The sequence below is a fragment of the Pseudoalteromonas sp. Scap06 genome (genome assembly GCF_013394165.1).
GTDB lineage: Bacteria > Pseudomonadota > Gammaproteobacteria > Enterobacterales > Alteromonadaceae > Pseudoalteromonas.
This window is the reverse complement of record NZ_CP041330.1, coordinates 686995-711312: the sequence shown is the minus strand read 5'-3', so window position 1 is coordinate 711312 and position 24318 is coordinate 686995. Positions and strand designations below refer to the sequence as shown.

At 40.7% G+C, this 24318-nt stretch carries 25 protein-coding genes, 1 tRNA gene and 1 other RNA gene; 8 read left to right on the top strand and 19 right to left on the bottom strand.

What is annotated here, in order from left to right:
• Positions 1–119: 119 nt before the first annotated feature.
• The 3 genes from pepA (at position 120) to FLM47_RS03255 (ending at position 5161) form a co-directional block, all read left to right on the top strand.
• The gene (gene pepA / locus FLM47_RS03265; protein ID WP_008112485.1) at positions 120–1631 is read left to right on the top strand and encodes a leucyl aminopeptidase; all 1512 of its coding nucleotides are present in this window, start codon (positions 120–122) and stop codon (positions 1629–1631) included.
• 172 nt (positions 1632–1803) lie between these two features.
• A complete protein-coding gene (locus FLM47_RS03260) occupies positions 1804–2250 on the top strand; it encodes a DNA polymerase III subunit chi (protein ID WP_008112488.1) in 447 nt (148 codons plus the stop codon).
• A 58-nt stretch (positions 2251–2308) separates the two neighbouring features.
• Positions 2309–5161 carry a valine--tRNA ligase gene (locus FLM47_RS03255; protein WP_178955139.1) on the top strand — a complete coding sequence of 951 codons (2853 nt, stop codon included), beginning with the start codon at positions 2309–2311 and terminating at the stop codon, positions 5159–5161.
• A 135-nt stretch (positions 5162–5296) separates the two neighbouring features.
• Here FLM47_RS03255 and FLM47_RS03250 read toward each other — a convergent pair whose 3' ends face one another.
• Positions 5297–6598: an outer membrane protein transport protein gene (locus tag FLM47_RS03250; protein ID WP_138605243.1), complete on the bottom strand. Its 1302-nt coding sequence runs from the start codon at positions 6596–6598 to the stop codon at positions 5297–5299.
• A 282-nt stretch (positions 6599–6880) separates the two neighbouring features.
• Between FLM47_RS03250 and FLM47_RS18815 the strand changes: the two genes are divergently transcribed.
• On the top strand, positions 6881–7204 hold the full coding sequence (locus tag FLM47_RS18815; RefSeq protein ID WP_138605244.1) for a hypothetical protein: 324 nt from the start codon (positions 6881–6883) through the stop codon (positions 7202–7204).
• On the opposite strand, the gene FLM47_RS03245 is transcribed toward FLM47_RS18815, so the two are convergent.
• Both FLM47_RS03245 and FLM47_RS03240 read right to left on the bottom strand, forming a co-directional pair.
• A complete protein-coding gene (locus FLM47_RS03245) occupies positions 7164–8381 on the bottom strand; it encodes an HD domain-containing phosphohydrolase (RefSeq protein WP_138605245.1) in 1218 nt (405 codons plus the stop codon). The two genes, FLM47_RS18815 and FLM47_RS03245, sit on opposite strands and share 41 nt — an antisense overlap.
• 269 nt (positions 8382–8650) lie before the next feature.
• Positions 8651–8725, bottom strand: a tRNA-Arg gene (locus FLM47_RS03240).
• Positions 8726–8963: 238 nt separating this feature from the next.
• Between FLM47_RS03240 and FLM47_RS03235 the strand changes: the two genes are divergently transcribed.
• On the top strand, positions 8964–9146 hold the full coding sequence (locus tag FLM47_RS03235) for a helix-turn-helix domain-containing protein (protein WP_138605246.1): 183 nt from the start codon (positions 8964–8966) through the stop codon (positions 9144–9146).
• Here the strand turns inward: FLM47_RS03235 and FLM47_RS03230 are convergent.
• The 3 genes from FLM47_RS03230 to FLM47_RS03220 are packed head-to-tail and all read right to left on the bottom strand — an operon-like array spanning position 9143 to position 10855.
• The gene (locus FLM47_RS03230; RefSeq protein ID WP_138605247.1) at positions 9143–9946 is read right to left on the bottom strand and encodes a phosphotransferase family protein; all 804 of its coding nucleotides are present in this window, start codon (positions 9944–9946) and stop codon (positions 9143–9145) included. The two genes, FLM47_RS03235 and FLM47_RS03230, sit on opposite strands and share 4 nt — an antisense overlap.
• A 3-nt stretch (positions 9947–9949) precedes the next feature.
• Positions 9950–10573, bottom strand: a complete 624-nt coding sequence (gene pnuC, locus FLM47_RS03225) for a nicotinamide riboside transporter PnuC (protein ID WP_138605260.1) — start codon at positions 10571–10573, stop codon at positions 9950–9952.
• Positions 10574–10603: 30 nt separating this feature from the next.
• Positions 10604–10855 carry a hypothetical protein gene (locus FLM47_RS03220; RefSeq protein ID WP_138605248.1) on the bottom strand — a complete coding sequence of 84 codons (252 nt, stop codon included), beginning with the start codon at positions 10853–10855 and terminating at the stop codon, positions 10604–10606.
• 100 nt (positions 10856–10955) lie between these two features.
• Between FLM47_RS03220 and FLM47_RS03215 the strand changes: the two genes are divergently transcribed.
• Positions 10956–11195 (top strand): DUF2960 domain-containing protein, encoded by a 240-nt coding sequence (locus FLM47_RS03215; protein WP_004588463.1) that lies wholly within the window; start codon positions 10956–10958, stop codon positions 11193–11195.
• A gap of 70 nt (positions 11196–11265) precedes the next feature.
• Here the strand turns inward: FLM47_RS03215 and alr are convergent, their stop codons facing one another.
• From alr to rpsF, 9 genes are all read right to left on the bottom strand, one after another.
• Positions 11266–12345, bottom strand: a complete 1080-nt coding sequence (gene alr, locus FLM47_RS03210) for an alanine racemase (protein ID WP_178955129.1) — start codon at positions 12343–12345, stop codon at positions 11266–11268.
• Positions 12345–13724, bottom strand: a complete 1380-nt coding sequence (gene dnaB, locus FLM47_RS03205) for a replicative DNA helicase (protein WP_010390854.1) — start codon at positions 13722–13724, stop codon at positions 12345–12347. Before dnaB ends, alr begins: the two co-directional genes overlap by 1 nt.
• A gap of 113 nt (positions 13725–13837) precedes the next feature.
• Positions 13838–14776 carry a DUF4097 family beta strand repeat-containing protein gene (locus tag FLM47_RS03200; RefSeq protein ID WP_178955127.1) on the bottom strand — a complete coding sequence of 313 codons (939 nt, stop codon included), beginning with the start codon at positions 14774–14776 and terminating at the stop codon, positions 13838–13840.
• A 9-nt stretch (positions 14777–14785) separates the two neighbouring features.
• Positions 14786–15271, bottom strand: coding sequence for a hypothetical protein (locus FLM47_RS03195; protein ID WP_178955125.1), 486 nt, complete (start codon positions 15269–15271; stop codon positions 14786–14788).
• The gene (locus FLM47_RS03190) at positions 15258–15809 is read right to left on the bottom strand and encodes an RNA polymerase sigma factor (protein WP_054202246.1); all 552 of its coding nucleotides are present in this window, start codon (positions 15807–15809) and stop codon (positions 15258–15260) included. The genes FLM47_RS03195 and FLM47_RS03190 overlap by 14 nt, the downstream gene beginning before the upstream one ends.
• A 226-nt stretch (positions 15810–16035) precedes the next feature.
• A complete protein-coding gene (gene rplI, locus FLM47_RS03185; RefSeq protein ID WP_008110407.1) occupies positions 16036–16488 on the bottom strand; it encodes a 50S ribosomal protein L9 in 453 nt (150 codons plus the stop codon).
• Positions 16489–16524: 36 nt separating this feature from the next.
• Positions 16525–16752 carry a 30S ribosomal protein S18 gene (rpsR, locus tag FLM47_RS03180; RefSeq protein WP_002962753.1) on the bottom strand — a complete coding sequence of 76 codons (228 nt, stop codon included), beginning with the start codon at positions 16750–16752 and terminating at the stop codon, positions 16525–16527.
• Between the two features lie 12 nt (positions 16753–16764).
• On the bottom strand, positions 16765–17082 hold the full coding sequence (gene priB, locus FLM47_RS03175; RefSeq protein ID WP_008466122.1) for a primosomal replication protein N: 318 nt from the start codon (positions 17080–17082) through the stop codon (positions 16765–16767).
• A gap of 43 nt (positions 17083–17125) precedes the next feature.
• Entirely contained in the window at positions 17126–17467 is a 342-nt protein-coding gene (rpsF, locus tag FLM47_RS03170; protein ID WP_008110420.1) for a 30S ribosomal protein S6, read from the bottom strand.
• Between the two features lie 431 nt (positions 17468–17898).
• Between rpsF and FLM47_RS03165 the strand changes: the two genes are divergently transcribed.
• A complete protein-coding gene (locus FLM47_RS03165) occupies positions 17899–19098 on the top strand; it encodes an alpha/beta hydrolase-fold protein (RefSeq protein ID WP_178955123.1) in 1200 nt (399 codons plus the stop codon).
• Positions 19099–19265: 167 nt separating this feature from the next.
• On the opposite strand, the gene FLM47_RS03160 is transcribed toward FLM47_RS03165, so the two are convergent.
• Genes FLM47_RS03160 through FLM47_RS03145 form a run of 4 tightly spaced genes read right to left on the bottom strand, consistent with a single transcriptional unit; the run spans position 19266 to position 23550 of the window.
• Entirely contained in the window at positions 19266–20429 is a 1164-nt protein-coding gene (locus FLM47_RS03160; RefSeq protein ID WP_178955121.1) for an FAD-dependent monooxygenase, read from the bottom strand.
• Positions 20426–21613 carry a 2-octaprenyl-6-methoxyphenyl hydroxylase gene (ubiH, locus tag FLM47_RS03155; RefSeq protein WP_178955119.1) on the bottom strand — a complete coding sequence of 396 codons (1188 nt, stop codon included), beginning with the start codon at positions 21611–21613 and terminating at the stop codon, positions 20426–20428. Before ubiH ends, FLM47_RS03160 begins: the two co-directional genes overlap by 4 nt.
• Positions 21614–21627: 14 nt before the next feature.
• Positions 21628–22950 carry a Xaa-Pro aminopeptidase gene (pepP, locus tag FLM47_RS03150; protein ID WP_178955117.1) on the bottom strand — a complete coding sequence of 441 codons (1323 nt, stop codon included), beginning with the start codon at positions 22948–22950 and terminating at the stop codon, positions 21628–21630.
• Between the two features lie 36 nt (positions 22951–22986).
• Positions 22987–23550, bottom strand: a complete 564-nt coding sequence (locus tag FLM47_RS03145) for a UPF0149 family protein (protein WP_008110427.1) — start codon at positions 23548–23550, stop codon at positions 22987–22989.
• A gap of 539 nt (positions 23551–24089) precedes the next feature.
• Here FLM47_RS03145 and ssrS point away from each other — a divergent pair.
• Positions 24090–24273, top strand: a non-coding RNA gene (gene ssrS / locus FLM47_RS03140) — 6S RNA.
• Positions 24274–24318: the final 45 nt, after the last annotated feature.

Below are 24318 nucleotides of genomic sequence, written 5' to 3'. Positions count from 1 at the left end.
AGAGTCGAGTAAAATCTACTAATATTAGCGCTAGACCTAAAAATTTAGGTAAAAAGACTAGAAAACACATTTTTAGTCCCAACTTAGCTTCTATAGATGACTCAAAATCAGGAGTGACAATGGAATTCAACGTAAAAAGTGGTAGCCCAGAAAAACAGCGCAGTGCATGTATTGTTGTTGGCGTATACGAACCACGCAGGTTATCCCCCATTGGTGAACAACTTGATAAAATCAGCGATGGTTATATCTCAAATTTATTACGCCGTGGCGACTTAGAAGGTAAGCCTGGGCAAGTACTACTATTACACCATGTACCCAATATTTTAAGCGAACGTATTCTACTCGTTGGCTGCGGTAAAGAACGCGAACTAGACGATAAACAATATAAACAAATTATTTCTAAAACTATCAACACCTTAAACGAAACAGGCTCGATGGAAGCAGTGTGCTTTTTAACTGAGCAACACGTTAAAGGCCGTGATACCTATTGGAAAGTGCGTCAAGCGGTAGAAACAACCCAAGACTGTTTATACACCTTCAATCAGCTAAAAAGTAAGAAAGTAGACCCACGTCGTCCACTGCGTAAAATGGTATTTAACGTTCCTACGCGCCGCGAACTGACTATAGGTGAAAGTGCCATTGAGCATGGCCTAGCGATTGCTGCTGGTAGCAAATTGTGCAAAGACGTTGCCAATATGCCGCCTAATATTTGTAATCCAGCGTATCTTGGCGAGCAAGCCAAAGAACTTGAGACTAATTTTGACAACATCACTGTTGAACTGATTGGCGAAGATAAAATGGCAGAACTAGGTATGAACTCATACCTAGCAGTTGGTCGTGGTAGTGATAACGAATCGGTTATGTCGATAATTAACTACAAAGGCGCAGGCGATGACCAAGCGCCTATCGTGTTAGTTGGTAAAGGCTTAACCTTTGACTCAGGCGGTATTTCATTAAAACCAGGCGAAGGCATGGATGAAATGAAATACGACATGGGTGGCGCTGCTGGTGTTATTGGTGCTATGCGCTCGCTTGCACAAATGCAGCTACCTATAAACGTAATTGGCGTTTTAGCCGGTTGTGAAAACATGCCAAGCTCAAACGCCTATCGCCCAGGTGATATTTTAACCACTATGTCTGGGCAAACGGTTGAAGTACTTAATACTGATGCCGAAGGCCGTTTAGTGTTATGTGACGCGCTAACCTATGTTGAGCGTTTTGAACCAGAAACCGTGATTGATGTTGCTACATTAACCGGTGCATGTATTGTTGCTTTAGGTGCCCACGCTACGGGTTTATTAGCAAACCATAATCCACTGGCGCATGATTTATTAAAAGCGTCTGAGCAAAGTGGCGATCGTGCATGGCAACTGCCATTATGGGATGATTATCAAGATCAACTAGAAAGCCCATTTGCCGACTTTACTAACTTAGGTGGCCGAGCTGCAGGTACTATTACTGCGGCCTGTTTCTTATCTAAATTTACTAAAAAGTATAACTGGGCACATTTAGATATTGCCGGTACGGCATGGCGCAGCGGCGCTAAAAAAGGCGCAACGGGTCGCCCTGTACCTATGCTAACTCAGTATTTATTAAACCGAGCAGGCATTAGCGAAGCAACCCAAGACTAACAAACCTGTAAAAGGCTTCACAGCCCAATATAGAGTATAAAATAAGGCGCTTTTAAAGCGCCTTATTTATTGGGTATTAATTGAAGCAAACCCCGTTATATGGCAAAATCCCCTTCTTAATTTGTGTGTATTTAATAACAGCACAATCAATGTCATGGGAAATCCCGATACAATGAACATGAATGCCCAGTTTTTCATTTTAAAGCAACAAGATGAGTCATTAGCTAAAGCCGATGATCACTTTGCTTTAGCAGCTCAAATAGCTGGGCAACAGTATCGGCTTGGTCAACGCGTATTTATTTTTGTAGACAGCGAAGCAACCGCCAACAGCATTGACGAAACTATTTGGACATTTGATGCCGACAGTTTTGTGCCCCACAATTTACAAGGTGAAGGCCCAAAAGGCGGCGCACCTGTAGAAATTGGCACAACACCACCTGTTGGTAATCGTAAAGTATTAATTAACTTGGCCAATCACTTACCGGATTTTATTCGTCGGTTTAACCAAGTTTTTGATTTTGTACCCGTAGAGCCCGTAGCCAAACAAGCCGCTCGTGAGCGCTTTAAAAAACTACGCCAACTCGGTGCCAATATCACCACGCAAGATATTAATCGCTAACGCTCACTGCGTACAAAGCTAACTAACTAATTTAAGTACTTATTTAAGGTTCTGTGTAATGGATAAAACCTACAATCCGCAAGATATTGAACAGTCTCTATATCAAGACTGGGAACAAAAAGGCTACTTTAAGCCATCTGGCCAAGGCACCCCATATTCAATTATGATCCCGCCGCCAAATGTCACGGGTAGCTTACACATGGGCCACGCTTTCCAAGATACCATCATGGATACCTTAACGCGCTTTAAACGTATGCAAGGTAACAATACATTATGGCAAGTAGGTACTGACCACGCAGGTATTGCCACGCAAATGCTAGTAGAGCGAAAGCTTGCGGCAGAAGAGGGTAAAACACGCCACGATTTAGGCCGTGATACATTTATCGATAAAATTTGGGAATGGAAAAACGAGTCTGGTGGCACAATCACTAAACAACTTCGCCGCTTAGGTGCTTCTGTTGATTGGGACCGTGAACGTTTTACTATGGACGATGGCCTATCAGAAGCTGTTAAAGAAGTATTTGTACGCCTTCATAAAGAAAACCTAATTTACCGTGGTAAACGCCTAGTAAACTGGGATCCAAAGTTACACACTGCGATTTCTGATCTTGAAGTAGAAAACAAAGACAAACAAGGCCATATGTGGAACTTACGTTACCCACTGGCTGATGGCGTAAAAACGCAAGACGGTAAAGACTATATTGTTGTAGCCACTACGCGCCCAGAAACTATGTTGGGTGACTCAGGTGTGGCAGTAAACCCAGATGACGAGCGCTACCAAGACCTAATCGGTAAAGAGATTTTACTACCGATTGTTAATCGTCGTATTAAAATTGTTGCCGATGAACATGCCGATAAAGACAAAGGTACGGGCTGTGTAAAAATAACCCCTGCGCACGACTTTAACGATAACGAAGTTGGTAAGCGCCACAAGATGCCGATGATTAATATCTTCGACAAAGACGCGGCTATTTTAACCCAAGGTGAAACATACACCTTTGATGGTAAAGAACTTGAATTTGATGCGCCAATTCCTGAGCGCTTACATGGCCTGGACCGTTTTGACGCACGTAAAGCGATTATTGCTGAATTTGAAGAGCTAGGCCTACTTGAAAAAATTGAAGACCATGGCCTAACCGTTCCTTACGGTGACCGCTCTGGTGTTGTTATTGAACCACTACTTACTGACCAATGGTATGTACGTGTTGCACCACTTGCTGAACCTGCAAAAGACGCAGTTAAAAACGGCGACATCCAATTTGTACCTAAGCAATACGAAAACATGTACTTTTCGTGGATGAATGACGTACAAGACTGGTGTATTTCACGCCAGCTTTGGTGGGGTCACCGTATTCCAGCTTGGTACGACAGCGAAGGCAACGTATACGTTGGTCGTGATGAAGCAGAAGTACGCCGCGATAACAATATTGCAGATAGCGTAGCGCTTAGCCAAGACGAAGACGTTCTTGATACGTGGTTCTCATCAGCACTGTGGACCTTCTCAACCCAAGGTTGGCCAGAAAATACCGATGACTTAAAAACCTTCCACCCATCTGACGTGTTGGTAACCGGTTTTGATATCATTTTCTTCTGGGTTGCACGTATGATCATGATGACGCTGCACTTTATAAAGGATGAAAACGGCAAACCACAAGTTCCTTTTAAAACCGTGTATGTAACTGGCTTAATACGTGACGATAACGGCGATAAAATGTCGAAGTCTAAAGGTAACGTACTTGACCCACTTGATATGATTGACGGCATTGGCCTTGAAGACTTAGTACAAAAGCGTACTGGTAACATGATGCAGCCTAAACTTGCCGCTAAAATTGAAAAAGATACCCGCAAAGTATTTGCAAACGGTATTGAAGCACACGGTACCGACGCACTGCGCTTTACCCTAGCAGCCATGGCTTCAACTGGTCGTGATATAAACTGGGATATGAACCGCCTTGAAGGCTACCGTAACTTCTGTAACAAATTATGGAACGCAAGCCGTTACGTATTAATGAACACAGAAGAGCAAGACTGTGGCTTTAACGAGAGCGAAAAACAGTACTCGTTAGCTGATCGTTGGATTTTAGGCCAATATGAAGCCACGGTTAAAACCTACACTGAGCACCTTGATAACTACCGTTTTGATTTAGCAGCGAACACGCTGTATGAATTCACCTGGAATCAGTTCTGCGATTGGTACTTAGAACTGACAAAGCCGGTACTATTTAAAGGCAATGAAGCACAGCAACGCGGTACACGTCATACACTTATTACGGTACTTGAAAGCTTATTACGCTTAATGCACCCAATGATGCCTTACATCACTGAAACGATTTGGCAACGTGTTGCACCACTTGCTGGCCTTGAAACAGCGGGTACCAGTATTATGGTTCAGGGTTTCCCTGTTTATAATCAAGCCAATGTTGATGCACAAGCAATGGACGATTTAGAGTGGGTTAAGCAATTCATTTTAGCGATTCGTAATATTCGTGGTGAAATGGATATCAGCCCAAGTAAACCACTTAGCGTTTTACTGGCTAACGCATCAAGCGATGATGTGCGCCGTATTAACGAAAATGAATCGTTTTTAGCGTCACTCGCTAAGCTTGAAGCATTTACTCTGCTTGAAAACAAAGACGATGCCCCAGCGTGTGCAACCTCTTATGTTGGCAACCTTGAGATTATGATCCCAATGGCGGGCTTAATTGATGTGGAAGCTGAGCTTGCACGTATCAACAAGCAACTTGAAAAAGCAGAGAAAGGCCTAGCGCAAGTGCAAAATAAACTGGCTAACGAAAAGTTTGTTAACAATGCACCTGAAGCGGTACTTGCTAAAGAAAATGCTAAGCTAGCTGAATTTACCGATGCTAAAACTAAGCTACTAGAGCAAAAAGTTAAAATAGAAAGCTTATAATTAAACCAGTACGAATGGCTTATGCCATTCGTAAACAGTTAATTTATAAGTATAAAAAAGCCGCTTACTTCATTTGAAGTAAGCGGCTTTTTTGTGTCTAGGCTCTAGGCTCTAGGCTCTAGGCTCTAGGCAGAATTAGAATGTGTAGTTATACTGAGCACCTAATAATACTGCATGACCTTTTGATTCAAAAGACCATTGCTGTGGTAATGTTTCGCTTTCTACTTTTTCAGTAAAGTTTTGTGTTTTACCACGTAATACGCTCACACCTAAATCAACATTTGAGTTTTCATCGATCGCATAGTTACCACCAAACGAGAACCAAAAACGGTCTGTATCAGGGATAGAAATTGATAAATGCTGTTGTGATACTGGTGATTCATCAAACGCAAAACCAGCACGAAGCATTAAGTTTTCACTGTACTGGTAATCAGTACCGATTGAGTAGCGCAGTGCATCAGAGAAATCTTCTGTTTTTTCAAACGCGCTGAACTTACCACCTGTAGGTGCAGTAACTTGTGCTTCTAATGAATCAAAGCTGCTCCAACCTGTCCACAATACGCTGTAGTGAACGCCTAGTTTTTTATCTAATTGGTGAGAACCAGAGAACTCAGCAATTGCTGGTAATGTAATTTCAACTGAGCCAGGTAATTCAACTTGACCGTTTAACCCACCTGGAATAAATGAAGGTAGTTCATTCGAGTACTCACCTTCAAAAGTAATATCTGTTTCTGTACGGTAATTAAAACCAAAGCGGCTATTTTCATCTAATTGGTACATTAAACCAACGTTTAAGCCGTAACCCATGTCATCACCTTCAAGGTGAACAGCATCAGCACTTGCAGGAATAGATGCAATAGCAGGGTTTACTGGAGGTACAACACCAAACTTACGAATAATCTTCGCTTCTGCATAAATTGCATTTAAACCAATACCAAAGCTAAACTGCTCTGAAACTTTATAAGCAACGCTTGCGTTCATGTTTACCGTAACAATTTCAGTTTCACCGGCAATTTGGCCAGCTGCGTAATCATCGTTAAACTCAGTTGCTAAGCCAAAGTTAGAAAATGCACCAAAACCAACTGATACTTTATCATTTACTGGCATAGTGAAATAACCAGCAGGAATAATCGCGCTCGGTGCGATGCTGTCATCATCTAGTACGCTGTTATCTAAACCGTAGACATTACCTGTACCTTCAAGGCTCACGTCAGGAATTACAGCCATAGCTGCAACACTAAGTTGCTTCTCTTTAAACAACGTCATTAATGCTGGGTTACGTGCAACCACAGACGCATCGTCTGCTACAGACGCTTCACCTGCGTATGCGCGGCCTAAACCAGATACGTTTTGTTCAGCAAGCTGAAAAGCCGCTGCAAAGGTATCAGCTGAAACAAATGCCAGCGATGCCGCAATAAGAGTTTTAGTAAATTTCATTGTTGTGTCCTTAGCCAAACTCACTGTTTGGATAGCTATGTGTGTTGTTATTAGGATTTCAAACCCGCGTACACTACCTTAATTTTTTATAAAAAACTCTAATAAAACGTTAAAAAACATCAAAAAACACGTTTTTTAACTACATTTTAACAACTATTTAAAACTCATCGGAGCAGAAGTATGGTATTAGAGTATATACTCTAATGCTATTAATTCTCATTTGCATTGACTTACCTTGCGTTGCAATTTACACTGCCAATAAAGTCACCAAGGGAGAAGACAGTGATCATTTTACTTATTGTTACAGCGCTTATTTTTTGCGGTATAAGTGTTTATTTTTTTTATAAAGCAAATTATTGCGCGTGTACGCAGGCAGGTAAATGTGACAACCCAGTCAATCACTATTGGTTAGCAGCCATTAGTATGGCGATTATTTCTTTGGTTTTTTGCTGCTTAGCACTGCATGTAGAATTAGGTACGTTATTGTGGATAACGTTAATGGGTAATTGCTTTTTAGGTGGGTATATTTCTGCTAAAACAAACAGAAAAAGACGATGCCAAAAGACTAAAGCAGTAGATGCTCTTTTAAAAGTCGAGGCAAGTTAATTTTATAATCAGCAGGTTTTACACTTGCTTGTATTTTTACTTCATCATTATTTAAGCTCAAATCAATATCTTTTGCGGTAACATGATGGTTATGTTTTGCGTTATAAAAAAGCTTAACTTTAGGTTTAATTGGGTTTGAATGATTGCCCTCTAGGACCAAGGCCAAACGCTCATTGGTTAACTTAACAATAGTACCCACAGGGTGAACACCTAAGCACTTTATAAATAGCTGTACTAACTCTGCATCAAATAGCTGTTTGTTTGCCAACAAATAACGCAGTGCATTTATAGGCTCGTCCCCTTCTTGATGCGGCCTGTCTGCTGTGAGTGCATCGTATACGTCAACAATCGCTAAAATCCGAGCAGGACGACTTATTTTGCTGTCATCGACTCCTCGAGGATAACCAGAACCATCAAGGCGCTCATGATGATTTACAATCATATCCAGCATTAAAGTGGTGATACCTTTCTCACCTTTTAATAACCCTAAGCATTGTGCAACATGCTTTTTTATTGCCGTCATCTCATTACCCGTAACTTTGCCAGGCTTTGAGAATATTCCTTGAGGTAATTTAGCCTGCCCTAAGTCATGCATCAGTGCCCCCATAGCAAGCTCCTGAACCACTTCGCGTTTATACCCTAAATACTTAGCGAATACCGCTGTAAATATGGTGCAATTGATCATATGACGCCAGTTATAGCTATGTTTATCTTTTATGCGAGTTAAAATAGTCATAGCATGTTCATTGCGAAATACAGAGCTAACTATTTCATTACTTATCTCATTAAGCGCATCAGTATTCAGAGACAAACCTGAGGTTAAATCACCAAAAATACTTTGTAGTTTTCTGTTGTGGGCATCATAACTAACGCTGGCTTTGGCAAACTCTTGTTGCAAGCTGACAACTCGCTTTTTACTGGCGGGCTTGTCTTGATTTGTAGCAGCGGCTTGTGGTTTTTCTTTTTCTTTATATTTAGCCGGTACAGCCACATCACTTTTCGTAAAATCAATAAGAAGCTCTAGCACTCCTTCAGTGATTAAACGCTGAATTATAGATTTATCACGTACCAAACCGCTGGTTTTAATTTTTATACCATCCACACTCTCCTGCTGCTTCGTCACGCTATTTACGTACATGCCGGGAATGAGCTCTGATATAGGTAAGGTAACTAACATAAATGTGAGGGGTTCTATAATTAAGGGATATTTACTTTAATAGCATTATTTGGCTATAAAAGTCTAGCTTTTGATTTTAGGGTAATAATAAATCATTAATACTAACAATCTTGCGACTGTTAATACTAAACTAAAAACACAGCACTGAATATACGCCTAACGGTGTAAATTAGATTGCTACAAGCATTATTATTTAACGAAGAATAAAAATAGCAAGCTAGTTTAAATAGCTTTAATGGTTTTTAAGGGGAGTAAAAAGTAAACGCAAATGGCGCTCTCGGTAGGGATCGAACCTACAACTCAGCCTCCGGAGGGCCACGTGATATCCATTTCACCACGAGAGCACATTTGTTGCCGCCACATCAACTCGCGATATCAATGCTTTAGCATGCGCAATGATAAAGGCATCTTGGTATAAATACCAGCATGTTGCGTTTACATGTCTATAATTTAAACTAATCACTTAACAAAAGGCGAAAAAAGCGCTATTTATTTATATTCTATAAAAAAACAGTAACGCTTTAGATACATATTATCTATTATTGTCACTGAACGGATAGATTTAAACATGAGGAAGTAATTATGAAGTTAATGTCAACAGAACAAGTTGCTGAGTTTTTAGGAGTTAAAGTCGAGCGAGTTAAACGCTTAACACGCGAAAGCTTACTTATTGCCAAAAGTGAAGATGCTAATGGCGAACCACAATATGACTCCGATGAAGTAGCTAAATATAAAGAGCTAGCAGCTCGATTTGGTGGGCTTTAACTCCCCATTGATGCTAAAAGCTCATCCAATTGCGCGCGCAATTCAACAACTTTGTTGTTGATGGCGCGTTGCTCATACCAGCCTATACATAACAGCAAATAAACTACTTGGTAACACTCAAGCTTGTGCATAGATAAGTAAAATAGCTTTGATGCCGTGTATACTTGATAACTTTTAAGCAAAGCCTGTTTAGCTGAACTATCTAAGTTAAAACTAACGGCTAGCGCAGCAAGATCAAAATAAACATCGTTAGTTTGTGCGTATTCAAAGTCAATTAAATAGACGCCTTTTGGGTTAACGATTATATTTTCTTTTACTAAATCATTATGGCAAAAGCCGTGTTCTATGGGCATATTGGCAATGCTTTCCAGTACTTTATTTAAGTACTTATCAAACTGTTTAAACACCAATAAATGCCGATAGGCTTGCAATTGTGATGCAATATCCATCGTTTGAGTATCAGTTGTATAAGCGTGCACTTTAGCCAGCTTAGCCAATAGCGGCATAGCTAAATAAGACTCTGCAACCTCTCCCTCTACATAAGTAAAAGCCGCTCGCTTATTTTGTTTATCGAGCCAAATAGGTGCAGGGCAAACTTGCTGCTTACTAAGCTCATATTGAGCATTTAGCGCGACTTCTGGCCAACATGATTGATAACATTTTAATAAGTAAGATTGGGAATCAGTACGTATTAAAAAGTTATCGTTACTTAAACCATTAACCAAATACTCTGTTGAGGTTATTTTGCTAGGTGCTAAAAACGCACTACAAATATTAACTAACTGAGAATGCTGTTTCATGAATTATAGCTGCGCCATTGGTTTTGCTTGGCTTTGCTCATACTCTTCGTACCACGTTTTAAACCCCCACGCTGCCATAACGGTATAAAATATAAAAAGCACGAGTGTTGGGTAATAACCTTTTTCGTAATACAAATACATTGATGCAGCATCAATCACTATCCAATATAACCAATTTTCGAGTACTTTTTTAGCTACTAGGTAAGTGGTGACTACTGCAAAGCAGGTAGTAAAACTATCCAGATAAGCAAAGTCTGCATGGGTGTAATTTTGCATCACGTAACCAATCGCTAATGACGCTAGCGTGGTTAATACTATTAAAATGATATGTCGGTTCACAGGCCACGATGTAATCAAACGTTGCGCTTGATTAGCTTTACCTTTTCGCCACACAACCCACCCAAACACAGCCATGTACATGTAATAAAAGTTCAGTAATGACTCCATTAGCAACGCGCCATTCCAATACATTATGGTATAAATAAGCGTACTAAAAAAAGCCGCAGGCCAGCACCATAAATTCTCTTTTATGGCTAATAATAAATACGCCATTGATAAAGCCACCGCAATATACTCCCAATGCGACATGGCAGTGAAACCACTCAGTATTTGCGTTATAAAATCCATCATTATAAAACGACCGTATTTGTTAGGAGGCTATTCGGGAGATAAATCGCCCGAGATAAATTTACACACAAAGATAGCTTTACCATATTGCTCGTATGAATGTTTAATCTCTGTACTGATCACTTGCATTACTAAGTCATAATCACCAAATATTTGAGTCGACATGGTATTCGTGATCACTTTGAGCTCTTCATAGGCATTTACTCTGTCGATAAAGCCTTTAATAAAAGGAATATAATCTTGATGAAGCGGGTATTTACTGATCTCTACTGATAATTTCATTTCAAACTCAACTTTTTAATTATTTGATTTCAACTAATCATTCAACGCAACTTAAATACAGTGTAAAATTACACTAACACTCAATATAACTGAGCTTATTATGGCACGCAGAATTACCTATACTTTTAAAAATCAACCGCGCGAAATTAACTTCGCAAAAGATAAATACCACGATATGTATCAGGCTATTGCGGCTGCTGAGGGTATCGATTTAACTAATTACTTAAACATGGTACGCCAAATTGAAATGACCTCTAAAGGTTCATCGGCGGTACGCAATTTTCGCGACCAAGAGTTTGCACGTATGGGCTTTAGCGATATTTACTTTATAAAAGAGTAACGATACCGATTAAGTGAGCATCACGATCATTCTAGTAATGTAAACCTACTGGGTATTTTTAAAGTAAATATTAGCGCTGGTACTCATAACTTACGCGTGGTGTAATATTACACAATAACTCGTAAGATATAGTATCAGCACATTGTGCAATCTCTTCTACTGGTAACTCCGGTCCCCACATAATCACCTCATCACCCACCTGAACGTTGTGCTCGTTATTACCTATATCAAGGGTGATCATGTCCATGGCTACACTACCCACAATACCGTAACGATGCCCATTAATAATCACGGGTGTGCCTTCTTTTGCATGACGCGGATAACCATCACCATAGCCCAGTGCAACCACAGCCAACATCGTAGGCTTATCACTATGCCAGCGGCCGCCATAACCTACTTGTTCATGTGCCCCTACATTGCGCACAGCTATTACCTTAGTGGTTAAGCGCATTACAGGCTTTAATTGATGATCTTTACCTGTGTGATTGGCCATAGGCGATACACCGTAAAGCATTAGCCCGGGTCTAACCCAATCACCATGACCACTTGGCCACGCTATAATTCCCGCAGAGTTTGATAAACAATGGGCTTGATCAACCTCTTGGGTTAAATTATCGAACAAACTTATTTGCTGCACTGTTTTAGTATTTTTTACATCATCGGCACAGGCAAAGTGAGTCATTAAATTTATTTTGTTTTGTGCATTTGGGCTGGCTTGTAGTCGCTGATAAAACATATCAAACTGCTCAGGCGCAATACCTAAGCGATGCATCCCGGTATTTATTTTTAACCAGCAATTTAAAGGCGCATCTAGCTGCGCACTTTCCAGCATTTTCAGCTGTATCTCATCATGAATAATGGTTTGAAAATTATTCGCCAGTAAAATAGGTAAGTCTTCTTGATGAAAAAAGCCTTCTAGCAACACAATCGGTTTTGTAAGGCCACCTGCACGCAGCGCTAACGCTTCATCTATACGCGCAACCGCAAATGCATCTGCTTCATTTAAGTGTTGCGCAATAGTGACTAAACCATGCCCATAAGCATTCGCTTTAAGTACGGCTATTACTTTACTATTGGGCGCAAAGCGTTTTACCTGTGCTAGGTTATGTTCAAGCGCGGTTAAATTAATTTCAGCAGTGGCTAAGCGCATTAGTAATCATCATCTACAGCAGGCCCCGCGTAATTATCAAAGCGAGAGAATTGACCTTGGAAGGTTAGGCGCACTTTACCAATCGGACCGTTACGCTGTTTACCGATAATAATTTCGGCAATACCTTTTTCAGTACTGTCTTCGTTGTATACTTCATCACGATAAATAAACATGATCAAATCGGCATCTTGCTCAATAGAGCCCGACTCACGTAAATCTGAGTTAATTGGACGTTTATCAGCACGTTGCTCTAGAGTACGGTTAAGCTGCGATAGAGCAACAACCGGACACTGCAACTCTTTTGCTAATGCTTTGAGTGAGCGTGAAATTTCGGCAATTTCTAAGGTACGGTTATCTGACAAGCTAGGTACACGCATTAATTGCAGGTAATCGACCATGATCATACTGATACCACCATGATCACGTGCTATACGACGTGCACGTGAGCGAACATCGGTAGGTGTTAAGCCTGAGGCATCATCAACGTACATTTTGCCTTTTTCCATGAGTAATCCCATGGTTGATGAAAGGCGCGCCCAGTCATCGTCATCTAGCTGACCAGTACGTACTTTAGTTTGGTTAATTCGGCCAAGGGACGCCAGCATCCTCATCATAATTTGTTCAGAGGGCATCTCTAGAGAGTAAATAAGCACTGGCTTGTCTTGAGTCATTGCGGCATGTTCAGCAAGGTTCATAGCAAAAGTGGTTTTACCCATTGATGGACGCGCTGCCACAATAATTAAATCAGATGGCTGCAAACCTGTAGTCATTTTATCAAGATCAGCATACCCCGTGCTCACACCGGTCACACCATCTTGTGGTGACTGGTAAAGCTCTTCTATTTTATCAACGGTTTTTTCAAGTATGTTGTGAATGCTTTGTGGGCCTTCACTACTTTTTGTACGCTGCTCAGCAATTTTAAATACTTTACTTTCAGCAAAATCAAGTAAGTCGTGGCTAGTACGCCCTTCAGGATTAAAACCCGCTTCGGCTATTTCATTGGCAACACCAATCATTTCGCGAACAACGGCGCGCTCGCGAACAATACTTGCGTAAGCGTCAATATTGGCAGCACTTGGGGTGTTTTTTGCTATTTCGGCTAAATACGCGAATCCACCAATACCTGACAACTGGTTATTTTTTTCTAAACTCTCAGAAATTGTGATTAAGTCAATCGGATCACCAATTTCAGCAAGAGCCGTCATCGCCTCAAAAATAAGCTTATGGGTACGGGTATAAAAATCCTGCGCCACAACAAGTTCAGCTACGCGATCAAATGCTTGGTTATCAAGCATCAAACCACCTAAAACAGATTGTTCAGCTTCTATTGAATGGGGAGGAACTTTAAGAGTGTCGACTTGCTTATCTGGTTTGGCCATAACTTCACAGTACTAAAATTGAATAGCTCTATTCTATCGACTTGGCGGGGCTGTGCAAATAGCAAAGCAGGAAATCTTTTCCTGCTTTTTGTTACTTGAAATAAAATAGCTAATTATTGACGTTTAAGTTCGATATCACCGCTAATAGTATTCATCTCTACGCTAGCATCAGTGCCATTAGTATTAAACTTAATTCCACTTGCTGGGCCATATTTGGCTTTTTGTACTTGATCGTTAGTTAACTGGTTGTCAATTTTACCGCCAGCGTGTGCTTCCACCTCAAATTGTGCTGATAAATCAGCAGGGAAATAAAACGCAGCGTTACCACTAACAGATTCAAAACTCACATCAGCATCACTCAGAAGGCGGTTAATTTGTACCTTAACTTCGCCATTAACGGTGCTTATTTGTAACTCTTTAATTGCATCGAAATTAAAGTTAATATCGCCATTTACGTTTTCTAAGCGAATATCATTGGCCGTCGAGTTTGATGTAATATCGCCATTAACCGCACTAAAACGAACTTCACCGCTAGATTGCTGATCATCAATCGAACCATTAACAGTTTCAAACTGAACTTTACCATTAAGTGCTTTTGCCTTGATGTCACCATTTACAGTGGTCAGCTTAATATCGCCATTAAGATCGTTTACTGTAATAGCCCCATTAACTACATCAATTTCAGTACCTTTTTGTAACTCTTTGGCCGTTATAGATGCATTAACACCCACAAATTCTAGCGCACTACTCTTTGGCATAAAAATAGTGAGCGTTGAGCCATTGTTGTTATTATCCCAATTAGAAAGTTCAGGCATTTTCACAATAAACTGGGTTTTATTACCCTGTGTTTTAAGTGTGTAGCCTTGTGCCTTATCATCAAGTTCACCGGTTACTTTAAATTGATTTTTATCCCAACCTGTCACTTTAATATCACCACGCTGGTTTTCAATGTGGATCACCCCAGCATTGGGTACCTCAATTTGCTGATCTATTTTTTCACCAGCAAATACGGCCATGGGTAATAAAGCGATCCCTAATATTATTGCTTTCATTTATTTCTCCTAGATGTGTTGCCAACGCGGTGCATGCACCTTGTTAATTAAGTCGAGTTGTTGTTGATAAACTTGCGCTAACATAGACAATAGCGCCTTGTTTTTCGGTTCATTTTCAAGAGTTTGCTTTATTGCTTGCTCTGCATCTTCAAGTTCTTGTAACTGTACTTGCCAATTGTCGGTCAATGCTGCTTGGCTTTGATATTGCACTAGTAAACTTTGTTTTTGTTTAGTAAAAAACTCACTCATTGCCACTGCAGTATTTGCCTCTGGTACTTTAAATAACAATACTGTGCTGACCAAAACCGCGGTAAAACATGCAGCAATGGCGGTGAGCTTTGGCCAATATTGATTAGTATTAATAGTGGGCTGATCATTAGCTATTATTGCGCGCTCAATCCCATTCCACAGTTCTTTTTTTGGTGGAATATTTTTATCTAACTGGGTTAAAGACTCATTTAAGTAGTCATCAAAATTTGTTTTACTCATTTTCATACCACTGCTTTAATAATTGCCTTGCACGATGATATTGCGCCTTACTAGAGCCTACCGCCATACCTAACAGGGTTGCAATTTCCTCATGCCTGTAACCTTCTACTGCATAAAGCACAAATACCATTCTTGCGCGCTCAGGCAGTCTAACAATTAATTTATCTAGCCCATTTAATCCGTTACAGTCATGTGCAGCTTGTTCATCCATTCCGCTTTGCTCAAAGCTAATTACTTTATTAAGCCAATGTTTTTGTCTGCGCACATAACTAATAGCAATATTACTGGCGACACTATAAAGCCAAGTGGAAAACTGCGAACGTCCATCAAATTGCGCTATTTTGTTCCATACTTGCACAAACACTTCTTGGGTAGCATCTTGTGCATACTCCTCATCGGCTATAAGCCTCAGGCATAAGCCATAAACTTTTGCTTTATGCATGTCATAGAGCGCTTTATAAGCTAACTGGTCGCCGTTTTTAACTTGATCAATAAGCATTTGCTGCACTTGATCAGTTATTGGCTGATTAGCGTCCATTAACATCGCAAATTTTTCCTGTTTATAATTATGTAATTGCAATTTAACTTATAAGACGCGCAGAAGAATAGAAAGGTTTAAATGAAATAGAAAATATTTGTAGAAAATGAAGCTTTATTTTAGAAACGTGCTTAATTTTACCCACAACAAACAATTTATTGCTTTGGGTTATAAATTTTAGACACAAAAAAACCGTGCAAAGCACGGTTTTTTTTAAACTTAATTCTAAAAATTAAGCTTCAGCAATAACGATTACTTTAATTGTAGCTGTTACGTCTGAGTGTACTGCGATTGCAACGTCAAATTCGCCAGTCTCACGGATAGTACCTAGAGGTAAACGAACTTCTGATTTAGCAACTTCAACACCAACAGCTGAGATAGCGTCAGCGATGTCACGAGTACCGATTGAACCGAATAATTTACCTTCGTCACCAGCTTTAGATACTAATGTAACTTCAGCTAATGCTTCAAGTTTGTCAGCGCGTGCTTGTGCTGCAGTTAACTGTTCAGCGATTTTTGCTTCTAGTTCTGCGCGACGTGCGTCAAACGTTTCAATGTTTGCTTTAGTTGCAGGAACTGCCTTACCTTGTGGGAAAAGGAAGTTACGTGCGAAGCCAGATTTAACTACAACCTGGTCACCTAGGCCACCTAGGTTAGCGATCTTATCTAGTAGAATAACTTGCATGTTTCTACACCTTTTAAAAACGTGTTAATCCGCTGCTTACTTATGTAAGTCAGTGTATGGAAGAAGGGCTAAGTAGCGAGCACGCTTAATAGCAGTTGCTAGCTGGCGCTGGTATTTAGCGCTAGTACCTGTGATACGGCTAGGTACGATTTTGCCACTTTCTGTAACATAGTTTCTAAGAGTAGCTAGATCTTTGTAATCGATTTGTTGTACGCCTTCCGCTTTAAAGCGGCAGAACTTACGACGTCTGAAATAACGTGCCATGAGATTAATTCCTCAAATAATTCTTTCTATATGCTGAGCATGCAAAACCAATTGGCTAAGGCCGTTACGACCTTCGTGGCGATTTAAAAAACCACTCACTTGCAATGCCTGCCCAACGTGCAAATGTTGAGTCTGTTGTTGCATTTGCTTACCACTGGCAACCACCTGAAGCCTAACGTAACTATTACGGTTAAGATCTGCTTCAACTTGCATTGATTTATGTTCTACAACAAAAATACAATGCGGTATGCCCGCGGGGCTTTGGCTAAACTTGGGTGTTTTACAAACTACCCCCGATATAACCAGCTGATTCGTATATGGGCTAACCATTATAGTAACTGCTGACTACGTGCCATGCTAGGACTCAAAACAATTAAGCAGCTGGTGCTTCTTTCTTCTCTTCTCTTACAAGAGGAGACGCTTCAGTTACAGCGTTTTTAGTACGCATAACTAAGTTACGAAGCACTGCATCGTTGTAGCGGAAAGTAGTTTCTAGCTCGCTGATTACTTCAGTTGGTGCTTCAACGTTCATAAGAACATAATGAGCTTTATGAAGCTTGTTGATTGGGTAAGCCAGTTGACGACGGCCCCAGTCTTCAAGACGGTGGATAGTACCACCCGCTTCAGTGATAGAACCAGTATAACGTTCGATCATACCAGATACTTGCTCACTCTGATCAGGGTGAACCATGAATACGATTTCGTAATGACGCATGGATATTCCTTACGGTTAATAGAGCCTTCTACCGTTTCGGCCGGTCGGTTTAAGGCAAGGAATTAATAGTTTAAAAGCCGAAATGAGCGCGCATTTTACGCTTAGTAGGATAATTAAGCAAGCAGGTTTTTTAAGCTTTGATAGATAAGTGTTAAAGGTTTCGGGTTTCGGGTTTCGGGTTTCGGGTTTCGGGTTTCGGGTTTCGGGTTTCGGGTTTCGGGTTTCGGGTTTCGGGAAGACATTATTGGATGCTCCCTTTATATCAACAAATAAAATAAAAATAAGTGTTTAATATTTACGAGGTAGACGCCGAGCTTGAAAAGCATAGCTTTAAATTATTTAAGCTCTACATTTACTTCTAAAATATAAACATTTACTCAAACCTAAAGCCGTGCAATTATCAAGCAACACATTATTAAATAAGGATATTTATGAAGCTTTTATTATCGCTTGTATTAATACTTACTTTTAGTACCTCTTTTTTAAGCTATGCAAACACCGCTACAACCGACATAACCGTGGGTAAAAAAGTCATTCTTCAATCAAAAATACTTAATGAAGACAGACCTCTCAGAATCTTCATACCTGAAACCGTAAAAGACGATCAGCCGCTTTACGTTATTTATTTACTTGATGGTGTTGAACACTTTCATACGGCGTCTGGCGTAATCAAATCCCTTGTTGATTACGATCAGATACCTAATGCCATGCTTGTTGCTATTGATACAACTAACCGTGTTCGTGATTACTTACCCAAAGTACAAGGGGAGCCTAAAACGGAGTTTCAAACCTTTGTTAAAAACAAATGGCCTGACGCAGGGCAAACCGATAATTTTTTAAAGTTTGTGTCTGGCGAACTCATGCCCTTCATAAATAGCAACTACCCAACTAATGGTTACAACACCTTAATTGGTCATTCTAATGCTGGTACATTAGCGCTTTATACTTTAGTTAATCAGCCGGAATTATTTAACAACTATATAGCCATAAGCCCAAATAGTTGGTGGAGTGATGAAGAGTTAAAAAGTAATATCACTAAATACACTAAAAACCCTAAAGGCGCTCAAGCGCTATTTATTAGTGTAGCAAGTGAAGGCGCACGTTTTTATACAGGTGCATTAAATACTTTAGTAAATTTAGAGCAACAAATGCCCACGCAGCTGAAATGGGAATATAAGCATTACCCCTCTTTTACTCATATGGGCACCATACTTCCAGCACTTAGCGATAGCTTAATTCACTTATTTAGCGACCTAATATTTAAAGTGACTGACGAGCACGGAAAATTTGCGGATGTATCGCTTATTACCGGTTATTACCAAGCACTTAGTGATAAGTACGGATTTGAGCTTAAAATTCCACAAGATGTGTACGTAGAATTTGCCCACCGCCAGCAAAAGTTTGGCAACACTAAAAAAGCGATAACGACGCTTAAACACTTTACTCGCGATTACCCAAATGCAGCTTACTCCCACATGCGATTATCGCAAGGCTACACTGCTGACAAACAGTTTAAAGAAGCCGTTACCAGCATGACACACGCACTAGAACTTGCTAAACAGAACTCGCGTGACCCATTGTTAATCGATGCACTGCAAGATATGGTGAATGAAGCACAAGAAAATTTGTAGCTCATTAACTTAAAGCATTACGAGCTTCGCTTGTCGCGTCAGCAAGCTGTACGCCTACACAAAAGATAGCATTAGCCTATAAACAAAAAAACCGATGTTTAAACTAAAACATCGGCTTTTCTTTGGCTTAAAGCTGATAGCTAAAAACTGACCGCTTGTCTTTATTACTAGCCTATCGCTTCTTTAGCGAATAGATGTTTGATTGGGCCTAAGTTATCAACGAGTGAAAGCCCTAAACCACGAATCAGCTTTTTAACTGGGTTTGCACCTTCAAATAGCTCTTTTAGCCCTTGCATCATGGCGATGTGCTTTTGTGCGTCGAGCTTGCGGGTACGTTCGTAATCACGCAGTGTGCGCGTACTTGCAAACTCCTCGCTATCCCTTGTTAATAACTCAATTAAATAAGCGGCATCTTTTAGGCCCAGGTTCATACCGAGCCCTGCTAATGGATGAATGGTATGCGCTGCATCGCCCATTAACACCACCTTGCCATTAACCCATTGTTGGGCGTAACGCATTTTAAGTGGGAATGCGACGCGCTTACTTTGCACTTCACATAAACCACATTGGCCATCTATGGCAGCCATAACTGCTTTATTAAAGGCGGTGTCGTCCATTGCTAACAATTCATCGCAATGATTGGGGCTGGTTGACCACACAATTGAATGAGTATGCTCATCGCTTAGTGGTAAAAACGCTAGTGGCCCGGTTGGTAAAAACACTTGGCGTGCGGTATTTACATGTGACTCTTTGGTTTTAACTGTCGCTACTAACGCATGGTGATCGTAATCTTTAAAGCTCAGCGCCATATTAAACTGTTTACGAATCGCTGAATTTGCGCCATCAGCCGCCACCAGCAACTTAGCAATAATAGGTTCGCCAGTTTTTAAATTAATAAATACATCAGACTCACTTTGATGTATTTGCTGATACTCGGTATCAAACATCAGTGTGGCATTACTTTGTTGCTCAAGCTCTTTTATTAGCGCAAAGCGAATAATATCGTTTTCAACTATGTGCCCTAAATGCTCAAGCTCAAGTTGCTCGTTATTAAAGGCTATTTTTCCAAAGCTGTCGGCATCACGAACATCCATGTGCGTATAAGCACAAGCACGCTCAGCTATTATGTGTGGCCATACATTTAATTGCTCCAGTAAGGTCTGGCTGGCAATACTTAGTGCACTAACTCGTAAGCCATAATCATCACTCGGTGGAGCTTGAGTTGGCGCAGCATCTAACACAGCCACGCTAATATTCGCTTTAGCAAGCCCGAGCGCCAGCGTTAACCCAACGCAGCCACCACCCACTATACAAACCTGTACTTGTTTCATAAACGTGTACCTTGTTTAACTTGACCCATTAATTGTTTTGCTAATGGGGCTTTTAATGCAGGGAATAAATCCATTGAAAATAGCCCAATACTTCGACCAAGCGCTAACATCCGTGATGAATTTGAAAAAAGTCTGACCAGAGCATCGGTCAATGTCATTACGGTGTTTATATCATCACGGCGCTTGATTGAATATTGACGAGTAAAAGCATAGCTACCTAAATCATGTTCACTGTTTGCCATTAAGTTACTCAGCACTTGTACGTCGCGCAGCCCTAAATTAAAGCCTTGTCCTGCAATAGGATGAATTGCGTGTGCCGCGTTGCCTATCACCACTGTGCGGTGCGTCGTTAACGATTCTATTTGCCCATAAACTAGAGGGTAGCTAGCGCGCATACCGACTTTTATAAACTGTCCTGCACGATAACCAAAGGCAGTTTGCAGCGCACTTATAAAGTCTGGTTCACTTAGCGACATATACTGCTCAATATGTTCTTGGCGCATACACCATACTAACGAATAGCGGTTATTACTCATGGGTAATAAAGCCATAGGTCCATTTTGGGTAAACCGCTCAAACGCCTGATGATGGTGCCCACCAGCGACTTCTATATTGGCAATAATCGCACCTTGTTCATAAGGCTGGGTATTGAAGCCGAGCCCCAATAAATTACGAGTTGGCGACTGTGCACCGTCGGCAATCACCAACAGCTTAGCACTCAGTTTTTCACCACTTTGTAGTGTAAGTTCATTACTATCGGCATTTTGTTTTATCGCTGTTACGCTATCTGGGCAAAAAAGCGATATGTTTGATTGCATTAAACGCTGATGCAGCGCTCTGCCAAATGGGTTTACCTCTACCACATAACCTAATGAGGGTTTTGCAAACTCATCACACTGTATATGGGTTTTACCAAAGTGCCCTTTGTCTGACACACTCACTTTTTTTATGGCCGCAGCATAGGGAGCGTTCATTTCAAATAAATTGAGGCTTTGTAAATACTCTACCGACTGCTGGGCAAGTGCGATACTTCTGTCATCAAAGCTTGGATGATAATCAGTGGTTACTTGATTTGCTTCAATTACAGCAATATTTAAGCTGGGATTTTTTTTACTTATACTTAGAGCACAACTTGCGCCGACTAAACCACCACCAATTACTACAATATCAAACTGCTTAGCCACTTTTATCTCCAAGCTTATGCGTTTTTAGCGCTTTGCATTAACGCTTCTATTTCACTAATTGTTTTAGGCACGCTAATGGTTAAGTTGTCGTGACCTGAATCAGTTACTAATAAGTTATCTTCAATACGAATACCTATACCTTGGTATTTTTGAGGCGCATTTGAGTCTTTACTAATATACAGCCCAGGCTCAATGGTTAGCACCATACCCGGCTCTAAGACACGCTCTTGGTTATTAACCTTGTAATCGCCCACATCATGAACATCAAGCCCTAACCAGTGACCAAGACCATGCATGTAGTATTCTTTACAGGCACCTTGTGCCATTAACTCATCAAAATCGCCGGTTAAAATACCTAAATCAAGTAACCCTTGGGTTAGTACTTGCATAGCGAGTTTATTTGCCTGAGATAAAAGGCCACCGGGTTTTATTTCGCTAAATGCGATTTCTTGCGCTTTAAGTACAATATTATAAAGCGCAGCTTGCTCAGTGCTAAATTTACCGTTAACGGGGAAGGTACGTGTTATATCGGCGGCGTAGCCTTGTAGCTCACAGCCTGAATCAATCAGTACTAAGTCGCCATTGTTTAATACGTCGCTATTTTGGGTGTAGTGCAAAATATTGGCGTTATCGCCACTGCCGACAATAGTGCCATAAGCAGGATGTGGCGCACCGTTCATTGCATAGTGATGATGAAGCTCTGCCTCTAGTTGAAACTCGGTTGCGCCAACGTGGGAAAAACGCATGGCTCGCATGTGTGCTCGAGCGCTTATTTCACAGCCCTCACGCATAATGTTAATTTCGCCTGGCGATTTAAATAAGCGCATTTCATGCAATAAAGGGCGAATATCTTTAATTGTACTCGGTGCTGTATCCCCTTTTTTAGGGGCACTGCGCAAAGTGTTAAGCATTGAAAATACTTTGCCATCAAAGGCAGGATACGTCCCTTGTGCATAAAATAAAATCTGTTGGCCGTTCACCAAATTCAATAATTGTTCATTTAGCTCACTAAGTGCATAAGTTTTGTCGAATAAGTATTCGCTTTGTGCTTTTTCAAAACCAATGCGTCTGCCGTGCCATACTTCTGCAAATTTGTCTTTATCTAAACAAAATAATAGTGAGGGTGTATCACTGTTTTTGCAAAGCACCAACACGGCATCGGGTTCGTTAAAACCAGTTAAGTAAAAAAAGTCACTGTCTTGTCGAAACGGATAATGAGTATCACGGCTACGCGTGAGCTCCGTTGCAGCGGGAATTATAGCAATACTGTTATTATCCATTGCCGCCAATAAACGCTCGCGGCGCGCTTTAAACTCTGACTTTTGTATTTCAACCATTAATAACTAACCCATTACTTTTATTGTGTTGCTCAATTAATGCAGTGTTTTTTTGTTGCTTTGTGGATTTTGCTCTTTGCCTAGCTCAGCAAAACACAATAGCGCCGATACACGGACGTACTCAATCACTTCATGGAGTGCTTGGCTATCTTCTTCGGTTTCTTCAAAGGTTGTATCTAGGCGTGTAATCTCGCTAAAGTCGCTGATCACTTCTTTTACATCTGCCGACAGCTTGCCATAATCTTTTTGCTTTAAGCCAAAACCCAACATAAACCCAGCTACCCATGATACGAGCCCGTTAGCCTGATCGATGAGTGTTTCGTCATCACTCGGTAAAAACAAGTCAAATTGAAACTCTTCGTTATTAAAACTTTCAACCACTTGTTGATAAATTTGGCCAAAAAACTGTTTTAAATCGTTGCTAAACGACTCGCCATCATTAAATACATCGCTCAGTAAGCCTAAGTATTCTTTATCGTCAATGCTTAGCCCACAAGCAAGTAAGCCGCTAATAACGCCATGCGCTTCTGCGGGTGATACAAATATTTCATTTTTCTCTAAAAGAAGTTGGGCTTTTTCGTAATCTGGTAAGTTATTCATAATGACGTCTTCGCTTTGCTAATTAAAGCAATGCTACCACTCGATAAAAAGCAACTCCAATGAATTCTATGACTGAGGTCAAAAGCAAGCGATTGAAAAGCAAATTGAGTTCAAAAAGCAATCTTAAAAGTAAATACAAGATTAGGGTCTGTTGACCCTTCAAGGTTAAATTTGCAGCAGTCTGTTTGGTATTTAGGCAAGGCAGAGCCTATGTGGTGTGGTTATTCCCCATAAATAGGCGATAACGCAGCATCAATGCCAAACAGGCGCTGCCCGAAGAGTTCTGCCTAGGGGCGATTTACTCTTTGTTGCCTACATGGATGTAGGTAAGGGGCGTGAGCAGGACGCGGAAGCTTTGCTCGGTTTTTACTTAGCCCACTAGGTTACAAACCTCGCGCCGCGATTAAACCACCCCTAGTTTGAACAAATTTTAATCCGCAAAGATCAACAGACCCTAAATTTGGAGGAAAACTGAGCGAACAGTTTAATTTTTTACGATTGGGGTTTAAGGATTGGAATATGTCTTATATACTAATATTTGTTCCCTGGGGTGCAGGAGCTTGGTTAAGTCCCTGAGCCGATAAATTTTATACCAGGATTTTTGTTCGTTTACTATTGTGCAAGCTCGGCATGTACCGAGAAGCCTACGGTAAACCGCAGATTTCCGCCCTGAAACCTCAAGGTTTCAGGACTGACACCGGGCACCGCATTCTCGGGGAACACCTTCCTTTATAGCTTAGGTTCTAGGTTCTCAAGCATTTCTTTTTA

Bases quoted from the DNA above. Each gene is read 5' to 3' on its own strand.
- alr (WP_178955129.1), bottom strand. From the start codon at position 12,345: ATGCGCTTAGCCACTGCTGAAATTAATTTAACCGCGCTTGAACATAAC.
- FLM47_RS03145 (WP_008110427.1), bottom strand. From the start codon at position 23,550: ATGAATAACTTACCAGATTACGAAAAAGCCCAACTTCTTTTAGAGAAA.
- FLM47_RS03215 (WP_004588463.1), top strand. From the start codon at position 10,956: ATGGCACGCAGAATTACCTATACTTTTAAAAATCAACCGCGCGAAATT.
- priB (WP_008466122.1), bottom strand. From the start codon at position 17,082: ATGGTTAGCCCATATACGAATCAGCTGGTTATATCGGGGGTAGTTTGT.
- FLM47_RS03235 (WP_138605246.1), top strand. From the start codon at position 8,964: ATGAAGTTAATGTCAACAGAACAAGTTGCTGAGTTTTTAGGAGTTAAA.
- FLM47_RS03160 (WP_178955121.1), bottom strand. From the start codon at position 20,429: ATGAAACAAGTACAGGTTTGTATAGTGGGTGGTGGCTGCGTTGGGTTA.
- FLM47_RS03255 (WP_178955139.1), top strand. From the start codon at position 2,309: ATGGATAAAACCTACAATCCGCAAGATATTGAACAGTCTCTATATCAA.
- FLM47_RS03220 (WP_138605248.1), bottom strand. From the start codon at position 10,855: ATGAAATTATCAGTAGAGATCAGTAAATACCCGCTTCATCAAGATTAT.
- FLM47_RS03245 (WP_138605245.1), bottom strand. From the start codon at position 8,381: ATGTTAGTTACCTTACCTATATCAGAGCTCATTCCCGGCATGTACGTA.
- rplI (WP_008110407.1), bottom strand. From the start codon at position 16,488: ATGCAAGTTATTCTACTAGATAAGATCGCTAACCTAGGTGGCCTAGGT.
- FLM47_RS03230 (WP_138605247.1), bottom strand. From the start codon at position 9,946: ATGAAACAGCATTCTCAGTTAGTTAATATTTGTAGTGCGTTTTTAGCA.
- FLM47_RS03260 (WP_008112488.1), top strand. From the start codon at position 1,804: ATGAACATGAATGCCCAGTTTTTCATTTTAAAGCAACAAGATGAGTCA.
- dnaB (WP_010390854.1), bottom strand. From the start codon at position 13,724: ATGGCCAAACCAGATAAGCAAGTCGACACTCTTAAAGTTCCTCCCCAT.
- pnuC (WP_138605260.1), bottom strand. From the start codon at position 10,573: ATGGATTTTATAACGCAAATACTGAGTGGTTTCACTGCCATGTCGCAT.
- FLM47_RS03165 (WP_178955123.1), top strand. From the start codon at position 17,899: ATGAAGCTTTTATTATCGCTTGTATTAATACTTACTTTTAGTACCTCT.
- rpsF (WP_008110420.1), bottom strand. From the start codon at position 17,467: ATGCGTCATTACGAAATCGTATTCATGGTTCACCCTGATCAGAGTGAG.
- rpsR (WP_002962753.1), bottom strand. From the start codon at position 16,752: ATGGCACGTTATTTCAGACGTCGTAAGTTCTGCCGCTTTAAAGCGGAA.
- FLM47_RS03195 (WP_178955125.1), bottom strand. From the start codon at position 15,271: ATGAAAATGAGTAAAACAAATTTTGATGACTACTTAAATGAGTCTTTA.
- FLM47_RS03200 (WP_178955127.1), bottom strand. From the start codon at position 14,776: ATGAAAGCAATAATATTAGGGATCGCTTTATTACCCATGGCCGTATTT.
- pepA (WP_008112485.1), top strand. From the start codon at position 120: ATGGAATTCAACGTAAAAAGTGGTAGCCCAGAAAAACAGCGCAGTGCA.
- FLM47_RS03190 (WP_054202246.1), bottom strand. From the start codon at position 15,809: ATGTTAATGGACGCTAATCAGCCAATAACTGATCAAGTGCAGCAAATG.
- pepP (WP_178955117.1), bottom strand. From the start codon at position 22,950: ATGGTTGAAATACAAAAGTCAGAGTTTAAAGCGCGCCGCGAGCGTTTA.
- FLM47_RS03250 (WP_138605243.1), bottom strand. From the start codon at position 6,598: ATGAAATTTACTAAAACTCTTATTGCGGCATCGCTGGCATTTGTTTCA.